The sequence below is a fragment of the Streptomyces sp. NBC_00209 genome (assembly GCF_045206345.1).
Lineage (GTDB): Bacteria > Actinomycetota > Actinomycetes > Streptomycetales > Streptomycetaceae > Streptomyces.
In genome coordinates this window covers 735,292-755,481 of the sequence record NZ_CP108121.1, presented here as the reverse complement: position 1 = coordinate 755,481, position 20,190 = coordinate 735,292, and the positions used below count along the sequence as shown (strand labels likewise).

Here is a 20,190-nt window from a genome sequence, read left to right as displayed (position 1 = left end):
ACGCATCTGTCCATCCTGCGTGCCCAGCGTCACCGGCCCGCGAATAGCGGCGCGATAGGCGGGGGTTGGCGTGGCCCGGAAGAGTACGGGGCGAAGGAGAAAGGAGGCGTCCATGCACACCGACGCCTGGACGAGCAGCGACCCGTACACCGGGGGCGATCTGGTCACCGCCGCGGGGACCGACCACGTCCGTCTCGTCTACGAATACCTCGACGCCGGCGACCTCGACGCGTGCGCCTCCCTGCTGCACGGCGATGTCGCCCTGGACCTGCCCGGCGCCCCGACGGCCCACGGCCCGACCGCGTTCCTGCACGCCCACCGCGACCACCTGGGGTCACCCGCCCGCCACGAGATCGACCACGTCGTCGCGCACGCCCGGATGGTGGTGGCCGCGGGCCGCCGCCTCGGCACGGGCGCCCGGCACACGTGCGTGCGCTTCGTGGACTTCTTCCGTATCGCCGAGGACGGCATGGTGGAATCCTGCACCCGCTACTACCACGCGGCGCCCTGACCGGCCCCGTCCGCCGGGCGCAGAGCGGCCGCGCCAGTTCGGCCTCGCCGCAGCCGGTCGCGGGTCAGGACGCGGCGGAGCCGGCCGGTCCCTCCGGTGAACGCAGCACCAGCAGGGTGATCTCGCTGGGCGCGAAGACACGGAACGGCGGGCCCCAGAACCCGGTGCCCCGGCTGGTGTACAGCTGGGTGCGGTCGCCGTGGCGGCTCAGCCCGGCGACGGCCGGCTGGTCGAGGCGGACCAGGTAGTGGAAGGGCCAGATCTGACCGCCGTGGGTGTGGCCCGACAACTGGAGGTCGACGCCGCCCTCGGCGGCCCGGTCGATGAACTTCGGCTGGTGCGCCAGGAGCAGCACCGGCAGGTCCGGGTCGGCGCCGTCCAGGGCCCCGGCGAGGTGCGCTCGGTGACCGGCCAGACCGGAGGACTCGGCGGTGACGTCGTCCACACCGGCGACCACGAGGGTGTCGCCGCCGCGTTCGAGCAGCACATGGCGGTTGCGCAGCGGCTGCCAGCCCAGCTCGTCCATCAGGTCCACCCAGCCCTGCGCCTCGCTGTAGTACTCGTGGTTCCCGGTGACGTAGACGCGGGCGTGGGCGGCGCGCACGGTGCCGAGCGGGGCGGCCTGGGCGCGGCGGCGGTCGGCGGTGCCGTCCGCGATGTCACCGGTGTGGCAGACCACGTCCGCCTCCAGCGCGTTGACCTCCGCGCACACCCGCTCCGACCAGCGGGCCCGGTCCAGCGGCCCGTAGTGCGTGTCCGTGATGAGGACGATCCGCGTCCCGTCCAGGCCCGGCCCCAGGCGCGGCAGTCGGACGTCGACCCGGCGCACCCTCGGCACCCGGCGCGCTTCGGCGTAACCCCAGGCGAGCAGGGCGGCGGCGGCCCCGAGCACCGACCAGGTGACGATCCTGGCCCGGTCCTGCCCGTCGCCGGTCCCGGCCAGGGTCAGGGCGAGCCGGAGCAGGACGCCGAGCAGCACGGACCAGGTGAACAGCACCCAGATGGAGCCGAGCAGGCTGTCCCCGACGATCGCCGCCCGGTCCTGCTGCCGCCTGCCGTGCCCCCGCACCATCGCGACCGGCATGGTGACGAGGCCAAGCGCGAAGAGACAGGTGCCGACCACGGTGACGGGGAGCGGCCAGTGCTGACCGGTGTACAGCAGCACCCAGCACGGCACGGCCCACAGCAGGACCGGGGCGACCAGGGGCACGTAGCGCATCAGACGCCGCAGCCGGCTCGGCGGCGCCGCTGTCGCCCCGCCGTCCGCGGACCGGGCCTCGCTGGTGTCGGTCACGTTTCCTCCTCGGACGGCCGGAATGCCGCCGGGCACTGTACCCGGTCGCCCCTGAGGTCCCGGAGGCGGACGGGGCACCCAGCCGATCACCCGGCGGTGCGGCGGTGAGCGCCGCCAAGGAGGACGGGCGGGTCGAGCGGGGCAACCGCACCCCGCGCCGCGTGGTGCGCCGGACCGTCGGCATCGCCTCGGTCGAGGGACTCGAAGCGCTGTCGGTGGGACGGCTCGCGACCGAGCTCGGGCTGAGATATTCGCGGCGAAAATAAATAGCACGACCGGTCGTTTAGTTTTATGCTCGTCGTTATGACCACTCGACCCGTGACCTCCCGGCTGCTGCGCACCCGCTGGCGCTCCGGCCCCGTACCGCTCGCCCTGTGCCCCGTCGTTGTGAGCGTCACCGACTTCACCGCGACGAGCCATCCGCAGGCGGGCGCGATCGCTCTCGCGGGCCTGCGCCTGCGCCGTACCTGGTCCCGGACGCCGGGCGCGCTCGGCATGTGGCTGTGGGCCGAGGTGGCGAGCCGACGCTCGGGCTCGGTCAGCGTGTGGCGCGACGAGGCCGCGCTCGGGGAGTTCGTGGGCCGCTCCGACCACCTCGCGGTCGTCCGGGCCCACCGGGGGCGTGGCACGATGCGGGCCGCCTCCTGGGAGGCCGAGGATTTTGATCCGGACGCCGTGTGGAGCCGGGCCCGCGCCCTGCTCACCGGTAGGACTCCCTGGCCGCAGGGCTTCGCTCGGCTGGAGGACGTGTGATCAACTTCGTTGAGCTGGACCGCGTCGCCGCGCTGGAGACGCTACGTCTCGTACGTGGCGCGGCCGACGCCGCCGGCGCCGACGGAAACGAGACCTGGGACCGGCCGACCCCCTGCGCCGGCTGGTCCTTGCTCGATCTCCTCGGCCACATGACGGCGCAGAATCACGGCTTCGCGGCGGCCGCACGGGGTGAGGGCGGGCTGCCCGCGCACTGGCGGGTGCCGGACATCGCCGCCGATCCGGCGCGCGCCTACGGGGAGTCCGTGGCCGCGCTCATCGTGCCGTTCGTCGAAGCGGGTGGGTGCGAGCAGGAGTTCGTGCTGCCCGGACCGGGCCGCACGCTTCCCGGCCGGGTGGCCGTGTCGTTCCACTTCCTCGACCTCGTGGTGCACGCCTGGGACCTGGCCCGCACCCTCGCACTTGAGGTGCGCCTCCCGGACAGCGTCTGGGAGGCGGCCCTGCGAGTGGCGCGCCGCGTGCCGACCGACGGGCGGACGCGAGGGCCCGGCGCCCTCTTCGCTCCGGTCCGGTCGACGTTCGCGCAGGTCACGCCCCTGACAGAGACCTTGGCCCTGCTCGGGCGGAGCCCTCACTGGTCCCCCGAAGTGTCGGACGATCAATGAAGGCCCCGCCCGCCGGGGGTTTCGCCGGGCTCAGAGGACCTGCGAGATGCGGTAGGCGATGCCGCCGTCGACCAGGTATCCGGAGCCGACGCAGACGAGGTCGTTCATCCAGGCGTAGCGCTTGGAGCCCGTTTCGAAGAGCGGGTTGGTGCGGAAGTAGTAGCGCGCCGGGTCGATCCGGTGCCGCTCGACGGGGTCGGCCATGTCGGCCTTGAGGTCCGGCGGGGTGACCCAGCGTCCGCTGTACGTCATGTACAGCAGCTCGTCGTCATCGGTGCGCAGGGTGAGCCGGACGTCCAGCGCCATCACACCGTCCGGGCGGAACAGCGCCCAGTCGCCTCCTCCCGGCAGCACCGTTCCCCGTAGGCGCGGCCCATGGAACGTACCTCCGCCGGCGCCGAACAGAACGCGGCGTCCCAGCGGTCCGCCACCGAAGTCGAGGCGAGGGTCCAAGTCGGCGACCATGTCGAAGAGATGAGCCGTCCGGATCTCGTCGACGGCTTTGGTGCGGCGGTCGGTCGTCATCGCTCATCGCCTCGCTCGCGCGAAGTCGCCGAACAGTGTCCGCCGGACCGCGTCCGTGGAGACGTCCGACTGGGCGCACAGTTCCGACAGGTCGAAGCTGAAGAGCTCGCTCGCGATCAGGTCGTCCTTGAACGAGAACTGAATGAACACCGGCAGCTCGGCGCGTCGGCCGCCGGGTGTCACGCCGAACCGCTCGCCGGTCATGGTCATTTTGACTGTTCCCCAGCAGATCAGGGTGCCGTCGCCGACGGCGTGGCCCTCCAGGGCGACGTCGTAGTCGGGAAACGAGGCGAAGAACCGGGTCAGTGCTCGTTCGTTCTCGGCCGGCCCATGGGCTGCGGTCCCGAAGGGCGGGGCCTCCAGCGTCATGTCCGGGTGGCAGAGTTTCAGGGCCGCGGGCACGTCCTGACGGCTCTTCGCGGCCGCCAGCGCTTGCGCCAGCTCCAGCATGCGGTGGGCATTCATAATGTAAACGTACGGCCGTACGTACGTTCATGCAAGGGATCTGGCAGGATGCGGGCATGAGTTCAGGGGAGCGGGAGACTTCGGACCGGCGGCTGCTGCGCGGAGCCCAGTCGCGACGAGTGATCCTGCGCCACGCCGTCGACGTCGCGTCGCTGGAAGGGCTGGACGGGCTCAGCTTCGGCAGGCTCGCCGGCGACCTGAACGTCAGTAAGAGCGGCGTGCAGACCCTCTTCGCAACGAAGGAGAACCTTCAGGTCGCCACGGCCGAGTGCGCGCGCGAAGTGTTCAACGACGCCGTGGTCCGTCCCACGCTCTCCGTGCCCGAGGGAGCGGTACGTCTGCGGGCCCTGATCGAGTCCTGGATCGCGTACGCGACGACCCCTCTGTTCCCCGGGGGATGTTTCTGGGCAGCGAATCAGGCCGCCTTCGACGGCCGTCCCGGACGAGTCCATGACGCCCTGTTCGACGGGCAGCGCAGCTGGCGCGACCTCCTGGCCGACGAGTTGCGGCACGCCGTCGAGGCCGCGGAGATCGCTGAGCTCGATGCCGGTCTGGCGGCCTTTCAGCTCGACGCGGTCCTGCTCGCCGTGAACACCGCGCTGCGCTGCGGACGTGAAGACGCCGTGGCCAAGGTCCGCCGTGTGACCGAGGGCCTCCTCCAGCCGCCGCGCTGACGCCTGCCGACGGTCGCCGGGCCGGGCCGCGACCCGCCGAGTCGTACCCGCTGCCCGGCACGGCCGGAGCCGGGCGCGGCCCGCTACGTTCACCCCGGCGACGTGACGTCCCGTGACAGGTGAGAGGGTCGAGGGCGTGAGTGAGACCCCACCGAACACCCTGCAATACCGCTTCGACGGCCCCGAGGACGCGCCGGTCCTGGTGATCGGGCCCTCACTCGGCACCACCTGGCACAGGTTGTAGAGACCGTCTATGGGCGTCCAAGCCAGTCCATGGTGTGTGCGTTGTAGCAGGTCAGCGCTTTGCGGTCCGGTGGCGTCGGCGTAGTTGGTGACAGACGCGTGACAGCGCCGGTGATAGACGGAGGCCCCGCCGGGGAGCATCCTTGGCGGGCCTCTGCCCGGACCCATGAGATGACGCCCCACTGGAAGGCGGCGTTGGGGCATCGTCGGGAAGTGAACTGTGCGTGGACGCGTGACGCGTTCGGCTTCTCATGCAGTCTGTCTTCCAGTTCTGTTCGCGGGGACGCTGCATTTGCGATCGCTGCCATGACGAAGGACGTGGCCCGTCAGGCAACCCGGCGGGCTCTGTCGGCTGGAGCGCTGTGCGTGCAGGGCAGGCCAAGCGGTATGCCGGACGCCCCTGGGCGAGTCACGTCCATCGCCCCCGCAGCTGGTAACGATCGAGGGCGGCCGAAGAACGCGATAGATGGGGTATTGCCTGCCCCTCCAGGCCCCGGTGGTTGGGCCTTGGCCCCGGATCCTGGACACGGGTTATGCGGCTTGTGTCAGCGTAGTTGGTGTGTGGTGGAGGGCGTTCTCGATGGCGATGGGTGAGCGTTGTCCGAGGCGGGAGTGTCGGCGTCCGGTGTTGTAGCGGTGGAGCCATCGGAAGGCGTCGAGTCGGGCCTCGCACTCGGTCGGCCAGCTCTTTCGTCCTTGCAGGGTCTCGCGTTTGAAGGTCGCGTTGAAGGACTCGGCGAGTGCGATGTCCGCGCTGGACCCGACCGCGCTCATGCTCCGCCGCACCCCTGCTGACCTGCAGGCTTCGGCGAAAGTCCTGCTCGTGCGTCAGATGGAGTGGCGGTCTCGGTAGCGGGCCGCGGCCATCGGGTTGATCGCGAACACCTGTCGTTTGCCGGTCCGCAGCACTGCGACCAGCAGGCCCCGGGATGTCTCGATCGCGACCGAGATCGGGAACTCCTCCGTATCGCCGTACTCAGCGAGCAGATCCAACAAGATCTTGTAGCCGGCGGCGTCATCAGTGATATGCCGCTTGGCCACCAACTGACCGCTGTCGTCGACCAGGGCGACGTCATGTGTCCTCTCCGCGCGCGCGGAGAGGACGTGTCCAGGGCGCCACTTGTACCGACGAGGGCCGACCCACCTCGGCCCGTACGGAGAGCATGGCGCTTCATCCCCGGCCGGTTGATCTTAGGGGTCTCACTCCTGCCTGCGATGGGACCACCGGCACCCTGCTCTCCGAGCGTGACGTGACGCCGACTCATCCCGAGCTCGCGCGTGGGGGAGCACGATTGCGCTCTTCACGTTTCAAGGAACGGACGCAAAGACGCGTCCCACGCTTTTCGTGCACCACAGGCGCACAGCCGCTCGCGCAGAGCCGACTCTACGGAGGAGAAGCATGTGGAATCTGTGCCTAGCCGTTGGGTCGACTCCGTTCGCGCGGAGAGCACACCCAATGGGCGGAGCAGTACGGCGAGCGGCGCGGCTCACCTCCGCTCCCGCGGAGGCGACGCACCCAGGGGCGCGTACACGATGCATGATTGCGCGGCGCCGAATCTCTGAACAGGCCGCCCTGTCGACCACCCTGTCGCCGCATCTGGCCAAGGTGTCGGGTTGACTGTCAGGGGCGCTGTTGTCGGCGCTTCTCCGATGCGGCCAGTGCGGCTTCGAGTTTTTCGGGCGGCGATGCGTCCGAGGCGTCGTCGTGATGGCGTCGAACTCGTCGTCATCAAGGAACTCCTCGCCCACGCCCACACCGGCGTCACCGTCTACGCCCACGTCCGACTCCGCCTCCAGTGCCAGGCCATCGACACCCTCGGCAACGCCCTCCGCCCCACCGGTAACGACCCCGACGACCCACCCGCCACAGCCGTCGTCCGCTGACGTTGCCGTCACCGTTGCCATCAAGCCCCCAAGAAGCCCCGCCGGAATGAAATCCGGCGGGGCTTCTTGGGGGCCATATTAGTGATCCGACTCTGGCAATTCGAGTCCGTCGCGATGAGCCCTCGCAAGGGCACTCTCTTCGATGCCGATTTTCTCTTCACTGGCAATTTGAAGGAGAGCGGTTTTCATGGGCGCGTAATCAACATGCGGCGGCACGTCGATTGCCCACAAGGAACCAGTTGCATCAATCTCCCAGGAACAGTCAAAGGTGCGGAGCATGGCGTCGACTTGCTCCCCCACTCCATCAAGTTTGATGATGATGCGGACCGTCGAATGACCAGACTCAGAAACGAACTCCTCGAAAACGAGCTCTCTGCGCTCGTGATCAGCCCTGACCCGCACGATATCTCCGAAGGCAACGCCCTTCACGTAGAAGGGGGTGTTCCGAACCTGAACCTCCATCTTCACGGAAGTCTTCCCGGTCCAGAGCCGCTCCGCAGACGCACGCGCCCACTGAGCTGTCTCTTCAGGGAGGTCGAAGGCTACCTTGTACAGCCTCTCAGGCTTATCGTCCGACTCCGACTTTCTGGCGCTATTCATCGAGGAAATCTCTGAGCTCATCGTCCCAATCCTCCAGTGGCTTGGTGGACTTATCTCTGTTGCACCGACGGCAGGCCACTGCTCCATTATGGTCGCCACCGTGCCCTCCACTGGCCTTCGGCTCTACGTGGTCGATCTGGGCATCGTCGGGCCTCCCCTTGATGGCGTTTCCATCGGCATCTCGCGATGCGCGCCGTTCCACCGTCTGCCCACAGTAGTCACACTTGTACTCGCCGCCGTTCTTCGCGGCGTTAGCGTCATAAACCTTCTGCCTCTCAGCATCAGTGAAATCCAAACCAGCCCTGTCGCAGTTATGCACCAGAACCGGAGTGGCTCCCGCCAGCACATAGTACGTGTGCAGGTCTCTGACAGTGAGGTTGCGGACGGTCGCCGCTTGGGTCCAGCGTGCAACTCCGTCGATCTGCACCAGCTCGCCGGCACTCGTACGGAGTTGCTCGCCCGCCTTGAGATCCGTGGCGGTGATCCAAGCGTGCAGTGCGGGTATCCAGAACGGGTGGCCGTCCGTGGCGGTGACGGAGGCCGTGTCATCGCCCTTGTCGCCGTCCGTGTCGATCGTGACCTTGACCAGGTGCTTGAGGCCCTGGCCCTTGATCTCGGCCGTGACCTCTCGGACCTTTGTCTCTCCTGATTCAGGGTCCGTGGCGAGAACTCTGTCACCGATCTTGACCTCTTCGATCGGTTTTGAGGACCCGTCTGCCATCAAGACCTTAGCCTCGCGCTTTCATGAAGCGGGCTGTCCGGCAGGCGGTCAGGAAAGCAGAAAGTGCCTCTGACCAGCAAGAATGAGGATTGTCGAGGTCCTTGTTCCTGCCACCGCCGGAGGCACTTCCCAGGTGAAGCACTCTATCGGGTCCTATCCCCGTGTTCGTGTCCAGGACGACGGCCGCCAGGTCGTCTCCCAGGCCGGGTCGGTCCTGCTGGTCGAGACGGTCCGCAAGACCGGTCTTGACCAGGCCGTATCGTCAGTTCTGGCGCCGTGGCGCAAGCCGCGGGCCGTCCACGATCCCGGCAAGGTCCTCCTGGACGTGGCCCTGGCGGTCGCACTGGGCGGGGACTGCCTCGCGGACGTGGCGATGCTGCGGGCCGAGCCGGCCGTTTTCGGTCCGGTCGCCTCCGACCCGACCGTCTCACGCCTGATCGACGCCCTCGCCGCCTCCGGCGAGAAGGCTTTGCAGGCGATCCGGTCCGCACGCTCGGAAGTCCGCTACCTTGTCTGGTCGTTGGCCGGTGAGAACGCCCCGGACCCCGACGCCCAGGTCACCGTCGATCTTGACGGTGTCCTCGTGATCGCGCACTCCGACAAGGAGGACGCGGCCGCGACCTGGAAGAAGACCTACGGCCATCACCCTTTGACGGCCTTCGTCGACCACGGCCCGGGCGGAACCGGCGAGCCGGTCGCGGCTCTGCTCAGGCCGGGGAACGCGGGCTCGAACACAGCGGCCGACCACATCACCACCGCCCAGCTCGCCCTGGCCCAGCTGCCCAAGCGCTACCGGCGAGGGCGGCAGACCCTGATCCGCACAGACTCCGCCGGCGGCACCCACGACTTCGTGTCCTGGCTTGCCCGGCGAGGACGATGGCTGTCCTACTCGGTCGGCATGACGGTCACCGAGCAGGTCCATGAGCATGTGCTGAAGGTCCCCGCATCGGCCTGGACGGCGGCCGTCGAGACCAGTGGTGAGGTCCGTGACGGGGCCTGGGTCGCCGAGCTCACCGGCAGCCTGCTCGACGGCTGGCCGAAGGGGATGCGGCTGATCGTCCGAAAGGAACGGCCGCACCCCGGAGCCCAGTTGAGGATCACGGACGCGGACGGCATGCGAATCACGTGCTTCGCAACCAACACCGCCGGCCGGCCGATCGCCGAGCTCGAACTCCGTCACCGGCTGCGGGCCCGGGCCGAGGACCGGATCCGGGCCGCCCGGGCCACCGGCCTGCGCAACCTGCCCCTCCACACCACCGCCCAGAACAAGGTCTGGCTCGAGATCGTCCAGATCGCCCTCGACCTGCTGGCCTGGATGCCCATGCTCGCCCTCACCGGCAAAGCCCGGCTCTGGGAACCCCGCCGACTGCGGTTCCGCCTGTTCTCCGCGGCCGGACAGCTCGTCACCACCGGCCGACGCCGCATCCTCCGCCTCGCCCGCCACTGGCCCTGGACCGGCGAGATATCCGCCGCCCTTGAACGGCTTGCGCTCCTGCCGAACCCAGGCTGACCAGCGGATTCGCCCATCCCTGCGACAGCAGCTCAACACCCGGAGCAGTGGAACCCGGCGCCACCCCGAGACGACACTCGGGCCCTCGGCCTGCCCAGCCTCAGCACACGGCACGAAAACGGGCCACCGACTCCGTCGGCGGCCCGTCACGAAACTTCGAGGTTAGCCTCGGGCTTTCACGAAGTGGGCTGTCCAAAGCGTGATCGAAAACACGAAAAGTGCTCCTGACCTGCAACGATAGGACTTGTCGAGGGTCCAGATCGTGCCGTGGAAAGAAGCACTTCTCAGGTGAAGAAGCGTATCGGGTCGTACCCGCGTGTCCGCATCGAGGGCGGCGGCCGGGCGGTGGTCTCCCAGGCCGGGGGCGTGGTGCTGGTCGAGACTGTCCGCAAGGTCGGCTTGGGCACCGCGATATCAGCGGCGCTGGCGCCGTGGCGGAAGGACCGGGCGGTGCACGATCCGGGCAAGACCGTGCTGGATGTGGCCCTCGCGGTCGCGTTGGGCGGGGACTGCCTCGCGGATGTCGGGATGCTGCGGGCCGAACCGGCCGTGTTCGGGCCGGTGGCCTCCGACCCGACTGTCTCCCGCCTCGTCGACACCCTGGCCGCGGCCGGTCCGAAGGCCCTGACCGCGATCCGGTCAGCACGGGCCGAAGTGCGCAAGCACGTCTGGAAGTTGGCCGGAGCCTCGTCGCCGGACACCACCGGGCAGGTGATCGTGGACCTGGACGGGGTGCTCGTGCTGGCCCACTCCGACAAGCAGGACGCCACAGCGACCTGGAAGAAGACCTACGGACACCACCCGCTGATGGGCTTCGTCGATCACGGAAGCGGCGGCACCGGAGAGCCGGTGGCCGCGCTGTTGCGGCCCGGGAACGCTGGCAGCAATACCGCCGCCGACCACATCACCACCGCCCAACTCGCCCTGGCTCAGCTGCCGAAAAGGTACCGGCGCGGACGCCAGACGCTGATCCGTACCGACTCCGCGGGCGGCACCCACGAGTTCGTCGCCTGGCTCGCCCAGCGGGGCAGGTGGCTGTCGTACTCGGTCGGCATGACCGTCACCGAGCAGATTCACCAGGCCGTCCTCAAGGTCCCGGCCGCCGCGTGGACACCCGCCGTCGAACCGGAAGGTGAGATCCGCGACGGCGCCTGGGTCGCCGAACTGGCCGGCGATGTCCTGGACGGCTGGCCAAAGGGAATGCGGCTGATCGTCCGCAAGGAACGACCCCACCCCGGCGCCCAGTTGCGGCTCACCGACGCCGACGGCCTGCGGCTCACCGCGTTCGCCACCAGCACCACCGGCATCCCCATTGCCGCACTCGAACTGCGGCACCGCCAACGCGCACGAGCCGAGGACCGCATCCGTGCCGCGCGGGCCACCGGCCTGCGCAACCTGCCCCTGCACGACACCGCGCAGAACCAGATCTGGCTGGAGATCATCCAGCTCGCCCTCGACCTGCTGGCCTGGATGCCCATGCTCGCTCTGACCGGCAAGGCCCGCAGGTGGGAACCCCGCCGCCTCCGGCTCCGCCTCTTCTCAGCCGCCGCCCAGATCGTCACGACCGCCCGCCGCCGACGCCTGAGGTTCGCACGCCACTGGCCCTGGACCGACGTGATCACCGATGCCCTGGCACGGCTCGCAGCTCTCCCGAACCCGGACTGACCAGCACCTTCCCGTCCCTGCGAGCAGCACCACCCCGACCGGAGCTGTGGAAACCGGCGCCCACCCGACGCGACAGCCGGGCCGTCACCCTGCCCACCACCGGCCTGAACAACCGAAACGGTCCGCCGGAGAAACCGACGGACCGTCACGAAAGATCGAGGTTAGGTAGGGGTTTCCCCCAGCCCCGCCAGCTCCAGCAGCGCGCGCGGTTCGCGAAGGACGCCGTGCTCATCGTGGACGGCACCTTGGTCCCCACCCGCGACCACACCATCGCCGCGCAGTCCAAGAATTACTGAAACTCCACCAACCACCAGGTCGTCATCGACGCCGACACCCGCCTGGTCGTCATGATCGGCTGGCCGCTCGCCGGGAATCGCAATGACTCCAAGGCATGGGAGGAATCCGGTGCCAAGGCCGCCGTCGGCAGAACCATGACGATCGCCAACGGCGGCTACCCTGGCACCGGACTTGTCATCTCGCACCGCAGCCGCAAAGGCGAAGAACTACCGTAGTCGGTGCCGACCTGAGGGCTGCTGGCCACGAAATACCGGTCAGAAGTGGACGAGAGCCAACGCCTTGTCGGCGTTTTCAGTCAAGTTGAGCGTCGGTTCGGCCGGAGTCATCCGCCAGTGATCGAGTCATACCGTCGTACCCCGATCGATGCGACGGTTGTGCAGTGCCATCCCGGACGGGGTCTGACTCATGAGACTTATGACCGAAGTGTCCAGTCACGGGCCTGTCGACTGTCGTAGCGGGACGGTGCTTGCTGTCACCGAGCCACAGGGCGTGTCCCCATAGGGGCTTTGCCGATGATCAGGCGCCATCACAGTTCAGACCGCCCGGGCCAGTGTCGACTACTCAGCACGTTATGACGCGGAAGGTGAACCACCATGACCAGTAGGACGAGTAGAAAGCACAGTTCCTCCTCCGATACGGATCCGCCCGTTCGGCGCGAGGTCGTCCTGGGCGTGGACACGCACGGCGAAGTCCATGTCGCGGCCGTCATCTCCCCGCTGGGAAAGATCCTGGCCACCGAGTCCTTCCCAGCGACGGCGGCCGGCTACCGGCAGCTGCTCGTCTGGGCCCGCAAACGGGGGACGGTGCGCCGGGCGGGTGTGGAGGGAACGGGCACCTTTGGCGCGGGCCTGTCCCGATATCTGCTCGCTCAGCAGATCCAGGTGTTCGAAGTGAACCGGCCCGACCGCTCGGCCCGCCGTCTGCTCGGCAAGTCGGACCCGCTCGATGCCCAGGCCGCCGCGCGAGCGGTGCTCAGTGGGCGCGCCCGGGCCCAGGCCAAATCCGGCGACGGACCCGTGCACAGCGCCCGGATCTACAAACTTGCCAAGGACTCCGCGGTCAAGGCCCGCACCCAGGCGATCAACCAGCTCAAGGCCGTCCTGGTCATCGCCGACCCCGCCCTGCGGGAACGAATGTCCAGCCTCGGCAACGCCGAGCTGTTCCGCACCTGCGCGCGCCTTGGTCCACCCGACGGTGGGGGAGACGAGGAGGCGGTGACCCAGGCCACCCACATGACGTTACGCATGCTCGCCGAGCGCATCGAACAGCTCACCGCTCAGATCAACGAGCTGACCCAACGCCTGACCCGGCTCGTCGAACTCCACGCTCCACAGCTGCTCGAACCGGTGGGCATCGGCCCGGACAGCGCCGTCACTCTCCTGATCACCATGGGAGACAACCCCGAGCGGCTGAACACGGAGGCGTCCTTTGCTGCCCTTTGCGGAGTCAGCCCCATCGAGTACTCCTCCGGCCGGCGAAGAACGCGTCGGCTCAACCACGGCGGCGACCGCCAGGCCAACGCCGCCCTGCACCGCATCGTCTTCACCCGACTACGCCACGACCCACGAACCCAGGCGTATTACGAACGCCGCACCCAGGAGGGAAAGACCCGACGTGAGATCATCCGATGCCTCAAGCGATACGCCGCCCGCGAGGTCTTCAACCTGGTCAGACCGGTGTCTCGCACCCCCGTGTCATAGGGGCGTCTGTGAGACGTGAGAGGGTGCGGGGCGTGAGTGATACACCGCCGAACACCCTGCAATACCGCTTTGACGGGCCAGAAGACGCCCCGGTCCTGGTCATCGGCCCCTCACTGGGTACTACATGGCACATGTGGGATCGCCAGATACCCGAGCTCATCCAACACTGGAGAGTCCTCCGGTACGACCTCCCCGGTCACGGCGGCGCCCCCGCCCGGCCCGCGACCGCCGTGGCGGAGCTGGGGGACCGGCTGCTCGCGACGCTCGACGGGGTCGGGGTCCAGCGGTTCGGGTATGTGGGGTGTTCCATCGGCGGGGCGATCGGCGCGGACCTGGCGCTGCGGTACCCGCACCGGGTGGCCGCGCTCGCCCTGGTGGCGTCCTCGGCCCGGTTCGGCAGCGCCGACGAGTTCCGGCAGCGCGGCGTCATCGTCCGTACGAACGGCCTGGAGCCCATGGCGCGCACCGCGCCCGAGCGCTGGTTCACGCCCGCCTTCGCCGCGGCGCAGTCCGCCATCGTGGAGTGGGCCGTCCAGATGGTGCGGACCACCGACCCGGGGTGCTACATCGCCGCCTGCGAAGCCCTGGCCGCGTTCGACGTCCGTACGGAACTGAGCCGCATCCCCGTCCCCACCCTCGTCGTGGTCGGGGCGGAGGACCGGGTGACCGGGCCCGGCGACGCGCGCACCCTGGTCGCCGGAATCCCGGACGCCCGGCTCGCGCTGGTGCCCGCGGCCTCGCACCTGGCGCCCGTCGAGCAGCCCGGGGCGGTCACCGATCTCCTGCTCACCCACTTCTCCACCGCCTGGCAGGACACCCAGGCGGCCATCCCGATGCCCGACTCCGTGCCCCGGCTCTCCGCCCCCGTCCAGCCCGTCGCCGAGATCGCCCCCGCCGGACCGGCCCCCGAGGCCGCGGCCGGCGGGCGGCCCGACCCGTACGCGCCGGGCATGCGGCTGCGGCGCGAGGTGCTGGGCGACGCGCAGGTGGACGGGGTCCTGGCCACCGCCGACGCCTTCACCGAGGACTTCCAGGAGCTGGTCACCCGGTACGCCTGGGGCGAGGTGTGGAGCAGGGAAGGGCTGGACCGGCGCACCCGCTCCACCGTCACGCTCACCGCGCTCGTGGCCTCCGGGCGGATGGAGAGCCTGGCCGCGCACACCAGGGCCGCCCTGCGCAACGGACTCACGCCGACCGAGATCCGGGAGGTGCTGATGCAGACGGCCGTGTACTGCGGCGTCCCGGCCGCGAGTGCCGCCTTCACGATCGCGCAGTCGGTGATTCGGGCGGAAACGACGCCGCCCGCGTAGCAGGATGGCCCTATGAGCAGCCACGCCGGGAACACCGCGCCGACCCTGACCAAGCAGTCGCACTCCTGCATCCGTCTGGAGAAGGACGGGCGCACGCTCGTCATCGACCCGGGCGGCTTCTCGGAGGGCGACGCGGCGATCGGCGCCGAGGCGATCCTCGTGACGCACGAGCACCCCGACCACTTCGACGAGGGCCGGATCCGGGCCGGTCTCGAAGCCGACCCGGCGGCCCGGGTCTGGACCCTGCGCAGCGTCGCGGAGCGGCTGAGCGCGGCCTTCCCGGGGCGCGTCCACACGGTGGGCCACGGCGACAGCTTCTCGGCCGCCGGGTTCGACATCGAGGTGCACGGCGAGCTGCACGCGGTGATCCACCCGGACATCCCGCGCGTCACCAACATCGGCTTCCTGGCCGACGGACAGGTCTTCCACCCCGGCGACGCCCTGACGGTGCCGGGCCGGGCCGTCGACACGCTCCTGCTCCCCGTGATGGCCCCGTGGAACAAGATCTCCGAAGTGATCGACTACGTGCGCGAGGTGAAGCCGCGCCGTGCGATCGACATCCACGACGCGCTCCTCACCGACCTGGCCCGGCCGATCTACGACCGGCAGATCGGCGAGCTGGGCGGCTCCGACCACGGCCGCATGGCACCGGGCGACTCGACGGGCCTGTGACGGCCGCCGCCCCGGCGGCTGTCAGTGGCAGGCGTTAGGTTTACGTACATGCGCATCGCCACCTGGAACGTCAACTCGATCACCGCCCGCCTGCCGAGGCTGCTGGCCTGGCTGGAGAGCAGCGGCACCGACGTGCTGTGCCTCCAGGAGACCAAGTGCACCGCCGAGCAGTTCCCCGCCGACGCGCTCCGCGAGGCGGGCTACGAGTCCGCGGTCAACGCCAACGGGCGGTGGAACGGGGTCGCGCTGATCTCCCGCGCCGGTCTCTCCGACATCGTCCTCGGCCTGCCCGACGGCCCGGCCTACGAGGACGCGCAGGAGCCCCGCGCCATCAGCGCGACCTGCGGCCCGGTGCGCCTCTGGTCGGTGTACGTGCCCAACGGCCGCGAGGTCGCCCATGAGCACTACGCGTACAAGCTGCGCTGGCTGGAGGCGCTGCGCGAGGCCGTGGCCGACGACGCCGCCGGTGCGGCCCCCTTCGCCGTGCTCGGCGACTTCAACGTGGCCCCGACCGACGAGGACGTCTGGGACCCGGCCCTCTTCGAGGGGGCCACGCATGTCACGCCCGCCGAGCGCGACGCCCTGGCCGCCCTGCGCGCCGAGGGCCTGTCCGACGTCATGCCCCGCCCCCTGAAGTACGACCGCCCGTACACCTTCTGGGACTACCGCGAGCTGCGCTTCCCGAAGAACAAGGGCATGCGCATCGACCTCGTCTACGGCAACGCCCCCTTCACCACAGCGGTCAAGGACAGCTACGTGGACCGCGAGGAGCGCAAGGGCAAGGGCGCCTCCGACCACGCCCCGGTCGTGGTCGACCTCGACCTCTGAGCGGGCCCGGCGCCCGCGTTCCGTGAACGCGCGGTGACCGTGTGGTGTTCGGCACTCGAACGACAGGCCGCGCGCCCTGTGGTGCGCAGGCGCGCCGGGATGCGATTCTGAGCGGTATGAACATCCCTTTCTTGGACAACTGGCGTAAGCGTCACGACGGGACGCGGAAGGCGGGCCTCGTGGGCGCCGTCGACGCCGATCCGGAGGGCGTGGCCGGACTGCTCGCCGAATGCGAGCTGCTCCGGGTCCGGGTGGGGGAGCGCGGCATCGAACTGGACGACAGCCCCGCCTCGTTGACGGCCCTCGACCAGCTGGTGCCGCGCTGGCGCGACGACCCGGAGGAGCTGCCCTGGCTGGGCAACGACGCCGGGCTCTACCTCGGTACGGTCCTGGTGCGCAATGTCGACGGGGCGCACTGGCACATCTGGCCGAGCGGTCAGCCCGTCGTGCGGCTCGCCTCCGGCCGCGAGATCGACGTGGTCGAGGCGGGCCTCGACTGGGCGATCTCCGGCAGCCCCGAACTCTCCCAGGTGTACGCGGAGTCGGCCGAGGGCTGACCCGCTCTCCGCGCGGCGGACTGCGCGAAGCGATAAGAATCCTTTTGCCCCATTGGTGCGTGTCGGTCGAGAAGTCCCTTGCCGGGCTGGTTAGTTTGCGCTGACCTCGACCGAGCGACAAGTGGGTAGGGCAGCGTATGGCCGTCGATCCGTTGATCGAGCTGCGAGACGTCAACAAGTACTACGGAAAGTTGCACGTACTGCAGGACATCAGTCTCACCGTCGGCCGCGGGGAGGTGGTGGTGGTCATCGGCCCGTCCGGCTCCGGGAAGTCGACGCTCTGCCGGGCGATCAACCGGCTGGAGACCATCGAGTCGGGCCGTATCACCGTCGACGGCAGACCCCTCCCCGAGGAGGGCCGGGGTCTGGCCCAGCTGAGGGCCGAAGTCGGCATGGTCTTCCAGTCGTTCAACCTCTTCGCGCACAAGACCGTCCTCGCCAACGTCTCCCTGGCCCAGGTCAAGGTGCGCAAGCGGAAGAAGGACGAGGCGGACCAGCGCTCCCGCGAACTCCTGGACCGGGTGGGGCTCGCCGCGCACGCCGACAAGTTCCCCGCCCAGCTCTCCGGCGGACAGCAGCAGCGCGTCGCCATCGCCCGCGCCCTCGCCATGGACCCCAAGGCGCTCCTGTTCGACGAGCCGACCTCGGCGCTCGACCCGGAGATGATCAACGAGGTCCTCGAAGTGATGCGGCAGCTCGCCCGTGAGGGCATGACCATGGTCGTCGTCACCCATGAGATGGGCTTCGCACGCTCCGCCGCCAACCGGGTCGTCTTCATGGCCGACGGCTGCGTCGTGGAGGACCGCACCCCGGAGGACTTCTTCACCTCCCCGGAGAGCGACCGGGCCAAGGACTTCCTGTCCAAGATCCTCAAGCACTGACGGGAGGACCTGAGTTGCGTACGAGGAAACTGCTGGCCGCCTGTGCCGGCCTCCTGCTCGCCCTCTTCGCCGCCGGCTGCGGCAAGGAGGGCAGCCCGCCGGTCAAGGGTCCGAAGGCCGACCAACTGCCCGTCTACCAGGTCGACAAGGGCTTCGAGCTGCCCGACTCCCGGACCTGGCGGAACGCGAAGAAGCGCGGCTACCTCCGGGTGGGTGCCAAGGAGGACCAGCCCTACCTGGGCGAGAAGGACCCCGCCACCGGCGTCTACTCCGGCTTCGACATCGAGATCGCCCGCATGATGTCCGCCTCGCTGGGCTTCGACCCGAAGACGATCCGCTTCAAGACGATCGCCTCCGCCAACCGCGAGACCGCCCTCCAGAACGGGCAGATCGACTACTACGTCGGCACCTACACCATCAACGACATGCGCAAGAAGCTCGTCGGCTTCGCCGGGCCCTACTACATGGCGGGCCAGGGGCTCCTGGTGCGCTCCGACGAGGACGACATCCACGGCCCCCAGGACCTGGCCGGCAAGACGGTCTGCTCCGCCGCGGGCTCGACCCCGTACCAGCGGATCGCCGCCGACTACCCGAAGGCGAAGCTGGTCTCGTACGACACCTACTCGATCTGTGTCGACAACCTGCTGACGTTCCAGGTCGACGTCGTCACGACCGACGACGCGATCCTGCTCGGCTTCGCCGCCAAGGCGCCCGACGAGATGAAGGTCGTCGGCAAACCCTTCTCCGAGGAGCCGTACGGCATCGGGGTCCCGCGCAGCGACAACGCCCTGCGCTTCGCACTCAACGACGCGCTGGAGGCCAACGAGAAGAACGGCAACTGGAAGAAAGCGTTCGACGCGACGCTCGGCCTGTCCGGCGCGCCCGCGCCCAAGCCGCCGCCCATCGACCGCTACCCGGCGAACTGAGAGGACGGCCCGCTCCCATGGACGTACTCACCGACAACTTCTCGCTCTACGGCAAGGGCTTCCTCGGCACCCTCGAACTCACCGTCTACGCCTCGATCCTGGCGCTGGTCCTGGGCTTCGTCATGGCCTCCTTCCGGGTGGCGCCCGTCGGTTCGCTCCGGGTGTTCGGCACCGTGTGGGTGACGGTCCTGCGCAACACCCCGCTCACCCTGCTCTTCTTCGCCGTGCTCCTCGGCCTGCCGCGCTTCGGGCTCGTCCTGCCGTTCAACGTGTTCGCGATCCTCGCGCTGGGCTGCTACACCTCCGCGTTCATCTGCGAGGTGCTGCGCTCCGGCATCAACACCGTGCCCACCGGGCAGGGCGAGGCGGCCCGGAGCCTCGGGATGACCTTCGGACAGAGCCTCGGCTCCATCGTGCTGCCGCAGGCGTTCCGCTCGGTGATCCCGCCGATCGGCTCGACGCTCATCGCGCTCGCCAAGAACTCGGCGATCGCCGGGGCGTTCAGCGTCACCGAACTCCTCGGCACCTACAAGACCCTCAACGAGCTGGGATACAGCATCATCTGGACCTTCGTGTGGATCGCCGTGGGGTACCTGATCATCACCCTCGGCATCAGCGCGCTGTTCCACGTCATGGAGAAGCGCTGGGGAGTCGCCCGATGACCGCCCACACCGCACCCACCGCCAACGCCCTGTACGACATCCCGGGGCCGCACACCCGTAAACGGCACCGTCTCTACGGAATCGTGTCGACGGTCCTCATCCTCGCGCTGATCGGCTGGGTGATCTATCTCCTCTTCGACACCGACCAGTTCACCGCCGCCAAGTGGACGCCCTTCGAGTACAAGGGCATCCAGGAACTCCTGCTGCGCGGACTCGGCAACACCCTCAAGGCGTTCGCGTACGCCGCCGTCCTCTCGCTGGCCCTCGGCGCCGCCCTCGCGGTCGGGCGGCTGTCCGAACACCGCCCGGTGCGCTGGGTGGCGACGATCCTCGTCGAGTTCTTCCGCGCCATGCCCGTCCTGGTGATGATCTTCTTCATCTTCGTGGCGCTGAAGGTACAGCCGCTTCCCGCGCTGGTCGCCGGACTGACGCTCTACAACGGCTCGGTGCTCGCCGAGGTGTTCCGTACCGGCATCAACTCCGTGGAGCGCGGCCAGCGCGAGGCGGCGTACGCGCTGGGCATGCGGAAGACGCAGGTCACCACCTTCGTCCTGGCGCCGCAGGCGATCCGCGCGATGCTGCCCACCATCATCAGCCAGCTGGTGGTGGCCCTGAAGGACACCTCGCTCGGCTACCTCATCACGTACGAGGAATTCCTCCACGCGGGCAAGCTCATCGCCTCCAATTTGGACTACGATCTGCCTTTCATCCCCGTGGTGATGGTGATCTCACCGATCTACATCGGGATGTGCATGCTGCTCTCCTGGTTCGCCACCTGGGTGGCGAGGCGGCAACGGCGCAATCCGAAGACGGAGGCGGTGGGCGTCGGACCGGCGCAGCCCGGCACGCTAATGCCGGGAGGGCGGTAGAAAGACGGGAGCGGGGTCCG

At 69.0% G+C, this 20,190-nt stretch carries 21 protein-coding genes and 5 pseudogenes; 18 read left to right on the top strand and 8 right to left on the bottom strand.

What is annotated here, in order from left to right; all coding sequences use genetic code 11:
- Positions 1–112 precede the first annotated feature (112 nt).
- Positions 113–511: a nuclear transport factor 2 family protein gene (locus OG867_RS03385; protein WP_406282527.1), complete on the top strand. Its 399-nt coding sequence runs from the start codon at positions 113–115 to the stop codon at positions 509–511.
- 64 nt (positions 512–575) lie between these two features.
- On the opposite strand, the gene OG867_RS03380 is transcribed toward OG867_RS03385, so the two are convergent.
- On the bottom strand, positions 576–1,805 hold the full coding sequence (locus tag OG867_RS03380) for a metallophosphoesterase (RefSeq protein WP_406282524.1): 1,230 nt from the start codon (positions 1,803–1,805) through the stop codon (positions 576–578).
- Between the two features lie 104 nt (positions 1,806–1,909).
- On the opposite strand from OG867_RS03380, the pseudogene OG867_RS03375 reads away from it, so the two are divergent.
- From OG867_RS03375 to OG867_RS03365, 3 genes and pseudogenes are all read left to right on the top strand, one after another.
- A pseudogene (locus OG867_RS03375) lies at positions 1,910–2,059 on the top strand (TetR/AcrR family transcriptional regulator); the annotation flags it as partial.
- Between the two features lie 49 nt (positions 2,060–2,108).
- Entirely contained in the window at positions 2,109–2,558 is a 450-nt protein-coding gene (locus OG867_RS03370; RefSeq protein ID WP_328903407.1) for a hypothetical protein, read from the top strand.
- The gene (locus OG867_RS03365; RefSeq protein ID WP_406282521.1) at positions 2,555–3,181 is read left to right on the top strand and encodes a TIGR03086 family metal-binding protein; all 627 of its coding nucleotides are present in this window, start codon (positions 2,555–2,557) and stop codon (positions 3,179–3,181) included. The genes OG867_RS03370 and OG867_RS03365 overlap by 4 nt, the downstream gene beginning before the upstream one ends.
- Before the next feature lie 30 nt (positions 3,182–3,211).
- Here OG867_RS03365 and OG867_RS03360 read toward each other — a convergent pair whose 3' ends face one another.
- Entirely contained in the window at positions 3,212–3,706 is a 495-nt protein-coding gene (locus OG867_RS03360; protein WP_406282518.1) for a DUF3237 domain-containing protein, read from the bottom strand.
- A gap of 3 nt (positions 3,707–3,709) precedes the next feature.
- Positions 3,710–4,156 carry a nuclear transport factor 2 family protein gene (locus OG867_RS03355; RefSeq protein ID WP_406282515.1) on the bottom strand — a complete coding sequence of 149 codons (447 nt, stop codon included), beginning with the start codon at positions 4,154–4,156 and terminating at the stop codon, positions 3,710–3,712.
- Positions 4,157–4,227: 71 nt separating this feature from the next.
- Between OG867_RS03355 and OG867_RS03350 the strand changes: the two genes are divergently transcribed.
- Positions 4,228–4,845, top strand: coding sequence for a TetR/AcrR family transcriptional regulator (locus OG867_RS03350; protein WP_406282512.1), 618 nt, complete (start codon positions 4,228–4,230; stop codon positions 4,843–4,845).
- 774 nt (positions 4,846–5,619) lie between these two features.
- Here OG867_RS03350 and OG867_RS03345 read toward each other — a convergent pair.
- Both OG867_RS03345 and OG867_RS03340 read right to left on the bottom strand, forming a co-directional pair.
- Positions 5,620–5,910, bottom strand: a pseudogene (locus OG867_RS03345) (integrase core domain-containing protein); the annotation flags it as partial.
- A 9-nt stretch (positions 5,911–5,919) separates the two neighbouring features.
- Positions 5,920–6,177: pseudogene (locus OG867_RS03340) on the bottom strand (transposase); the annotation flags it as partial.
- Positions 6,178–6,774: 597 nt separating this feature from the next.
- Here OG867_RS03340 and OG867_RS03335 point away from each other — a divergent pair.
- Positions 6,775–6,972, top strand: a complete 198-nt coding sequence (locus OG867_RS03335; RefSeq protein ID WP_406282509.1) for an integrase — start codon at positions 6,775–6,777, stop codon at positions 6,970–6,972.
- A 78-nt stretch (positions 6,973–7,050) separates the two neighbouring features.
- On the opposite strand, the gene OG867_RS03330 is transcribed toward OG867_RS03335, so the two are convergent.
- From OG867_RS03330 to OG867_RS03320, 3 genes and pseudogenes are all read right to left on the bottom strand, one after another.
- The gene (locus OG867_RS03330; RefSeq protein ID WP_406282506.1) at positions 7,051–7,593 is read right to left on the bottom strand and encodes a DUF4265 domain-containing protein; all 543 of its coding nucleotides are present in this window, start codon (positions 7,591–7,593) and stop codon (positions 7,051–7,053) included.
- The gene (locus tag OG867_RS03325; RefSeq protein ID WP_406290737.1) at positions 7,565–7,891 is read right to left on the bottom strand and encodes an HNH endonuclease; all 327 of its coding nucleotides are present in this window, start codon (positions 7,889–7,891) and stop codon (positions 7,565–7,567) included. Before OG867_RS03325 ends, OG867_RS03330 begins: the two co-directional genes overlap by 29 nt.
- Positions 7,874–8,302, bottom strand: a pseudogene (locus OG867_RS03320) (polymorphic toxin-type HINT domain-containing protein); the annotation flags it as partial. The pseudogene OG867_RS03320 and the gene OG867_RS03325, both read right to left, overlap by 18 nt.
- Before the next feature lie 124 nt (positions 8,303–8,426).
- Between OG867_RS03320 and OG867_RS03315 the strand changes: the two are divergent.
- From OG867_RS03315 to OG867_RS03260, 12 genes and pseudogenes are all read left to right on the top strand, one after another.
- Positions 8,427–9,803 carry an IS1380 family transposase gene (locus tag OG867_RS03315; protein ID WP_406282503.1) on the top strand — a complete coding sequence of 459 codons (1,377 nt, stop codon included), beginning with the start codon at positions 8,427–8,429 and terminating at the stop codon, positions 9,801–9,803.
- A gap of 288 nt (positions 9,804–10,091) precedes the next feature.
- Complete coding sequence (locus tag OG867_RS03310) at positions 10,092–11,468, top strand: IS1380 family transposase (RefSeq protein WP_406282500.1); 1,377 nt, start codon at positions 10,092–10,094, stop codon at positions 11,466–11,468.
- 191 nt (positions 11,469–11,659) lie between these two features.
- Positions 11,660–11,977 (top strand): annotated as a pseudogene (locus OG867_RS03305) (transposase); the annotation flags it as partial.
- 381 nt (positions 11,978–12,358) lie between these two features.
- The gene (locus OG867_RS03300; RefSeq protein WP_406282497.1) at positions 12,359–13,465 is read left to right on the top strand and encodes an IS110 family transposase; all 1,107 of its coding nucleotides are present in this window, start codon (positions 12,359–12,361) and stop codon (positions 13,463–13,465) included.
- A 32-nt stretch (positions 13,466–13,497) separates the two neighbouring features.
- The gene (locus tag OG867_RS03295) at positions 13,498–14,775 is read left to right on the top strand and encodes an alpha/beta fold hydrolase (RefSeq protein ID WP_406282494.1); all 1,278 of its coding nucleotides are present in this window, start codon (positions 13,498–13,500) and stop codon (positions 14,773–14,775) included.
- 12 nt (positions 14,776–14,787) lie between these two features.
- Positions 14,788–15,447 carry an MBL fold metallo-hydrolase gene (locus OG867_RS03290; protein WP_328903413.1) on the top strand — a complete coding sequence of 220 codons (660 nt, stop codon included), beginning with the start codon at positions 14,788–14,790 and terminating at the stop codon, positions 15,445–15,447.
- Between the two features lie 48 nt (positions 15,448–15,495).
- Positions 15,496–16,275, top strand: coding sequence for an exodeoxyribonuclease III (locus tag OG867_RS03285; protein ID WP_406282491.1), 780 nt, complete (start codon positions 15,496–15,498; stop codon positions 16,273–16,275).
- Positions 16,276–16,391: 116 nt separating this feature from the next.
- The gene (locus tag OG867_RS03280) at positions 16,392–16,832 is read left to right on the top strand and encodes a DUF6278 family protein (protein WP_406282488.1); all 441 of its coding nucleotides are present in this window, start codon (positions 16,392–16,394) and stop codon (positions 16,830–16,832) included.
- A gap of 137 nt (positions 16,833–16,969) precedes the next feature.
- The gene (locus OG867_RS03275; RefSeq protein WP_328903416.1) at positions 16,970–17,713 is read left to right on the top strand and encodes an amino acid ABC transporter ATP-binding protein; all 744 of its coding nucleotides are present in this window, start codon (positions 16,970–16,972) and stop codon (positions 17,711–17,713) included.
- Between the two features lie 14 nt (positions 17,714–17,727).
- Positions 17,728–18,639, top strand: a complete 912-nt coding sequence (locus tag OG867_RS03270) for a glutamate ABC transporter substrate-binding protein (RefSeq protein ID WP_328903417.1) — start codon at positions 17,728–17,730, stop codon at positions 18,637–18,639.
- Positions 18,640–18,656: 17 nt separating this feature from the next.
- Positions 18,657–19,301 (top strand): amino acid ABC transporter permease, encoded by a 645-nt coding sequence (locus OG867_RS03265; RefSeq protein WP_406282484.1) that lies wholly within the window; start codon positions 18,657–18,659, stop codon positions 19,299–19,301.
- Positions 19,298–20,170: an amino acid ABC transporter permease gene (locus tag OG867_RS03260; protein ID WP_406282481.1), complete on the top strand. Its 873-nt coding sequence runs from the start codon at positions 19,298–19,300 to the stop codon at positions 20,168–20,170. The genes OG867_RS03265 and OG867_RS03260 overlap by 4 nt, the downstream gene beginning before the upstream one ends.
- The last annotated feature ends 20 nt before the right edge of the window (positions 20,171–20,190 follow it).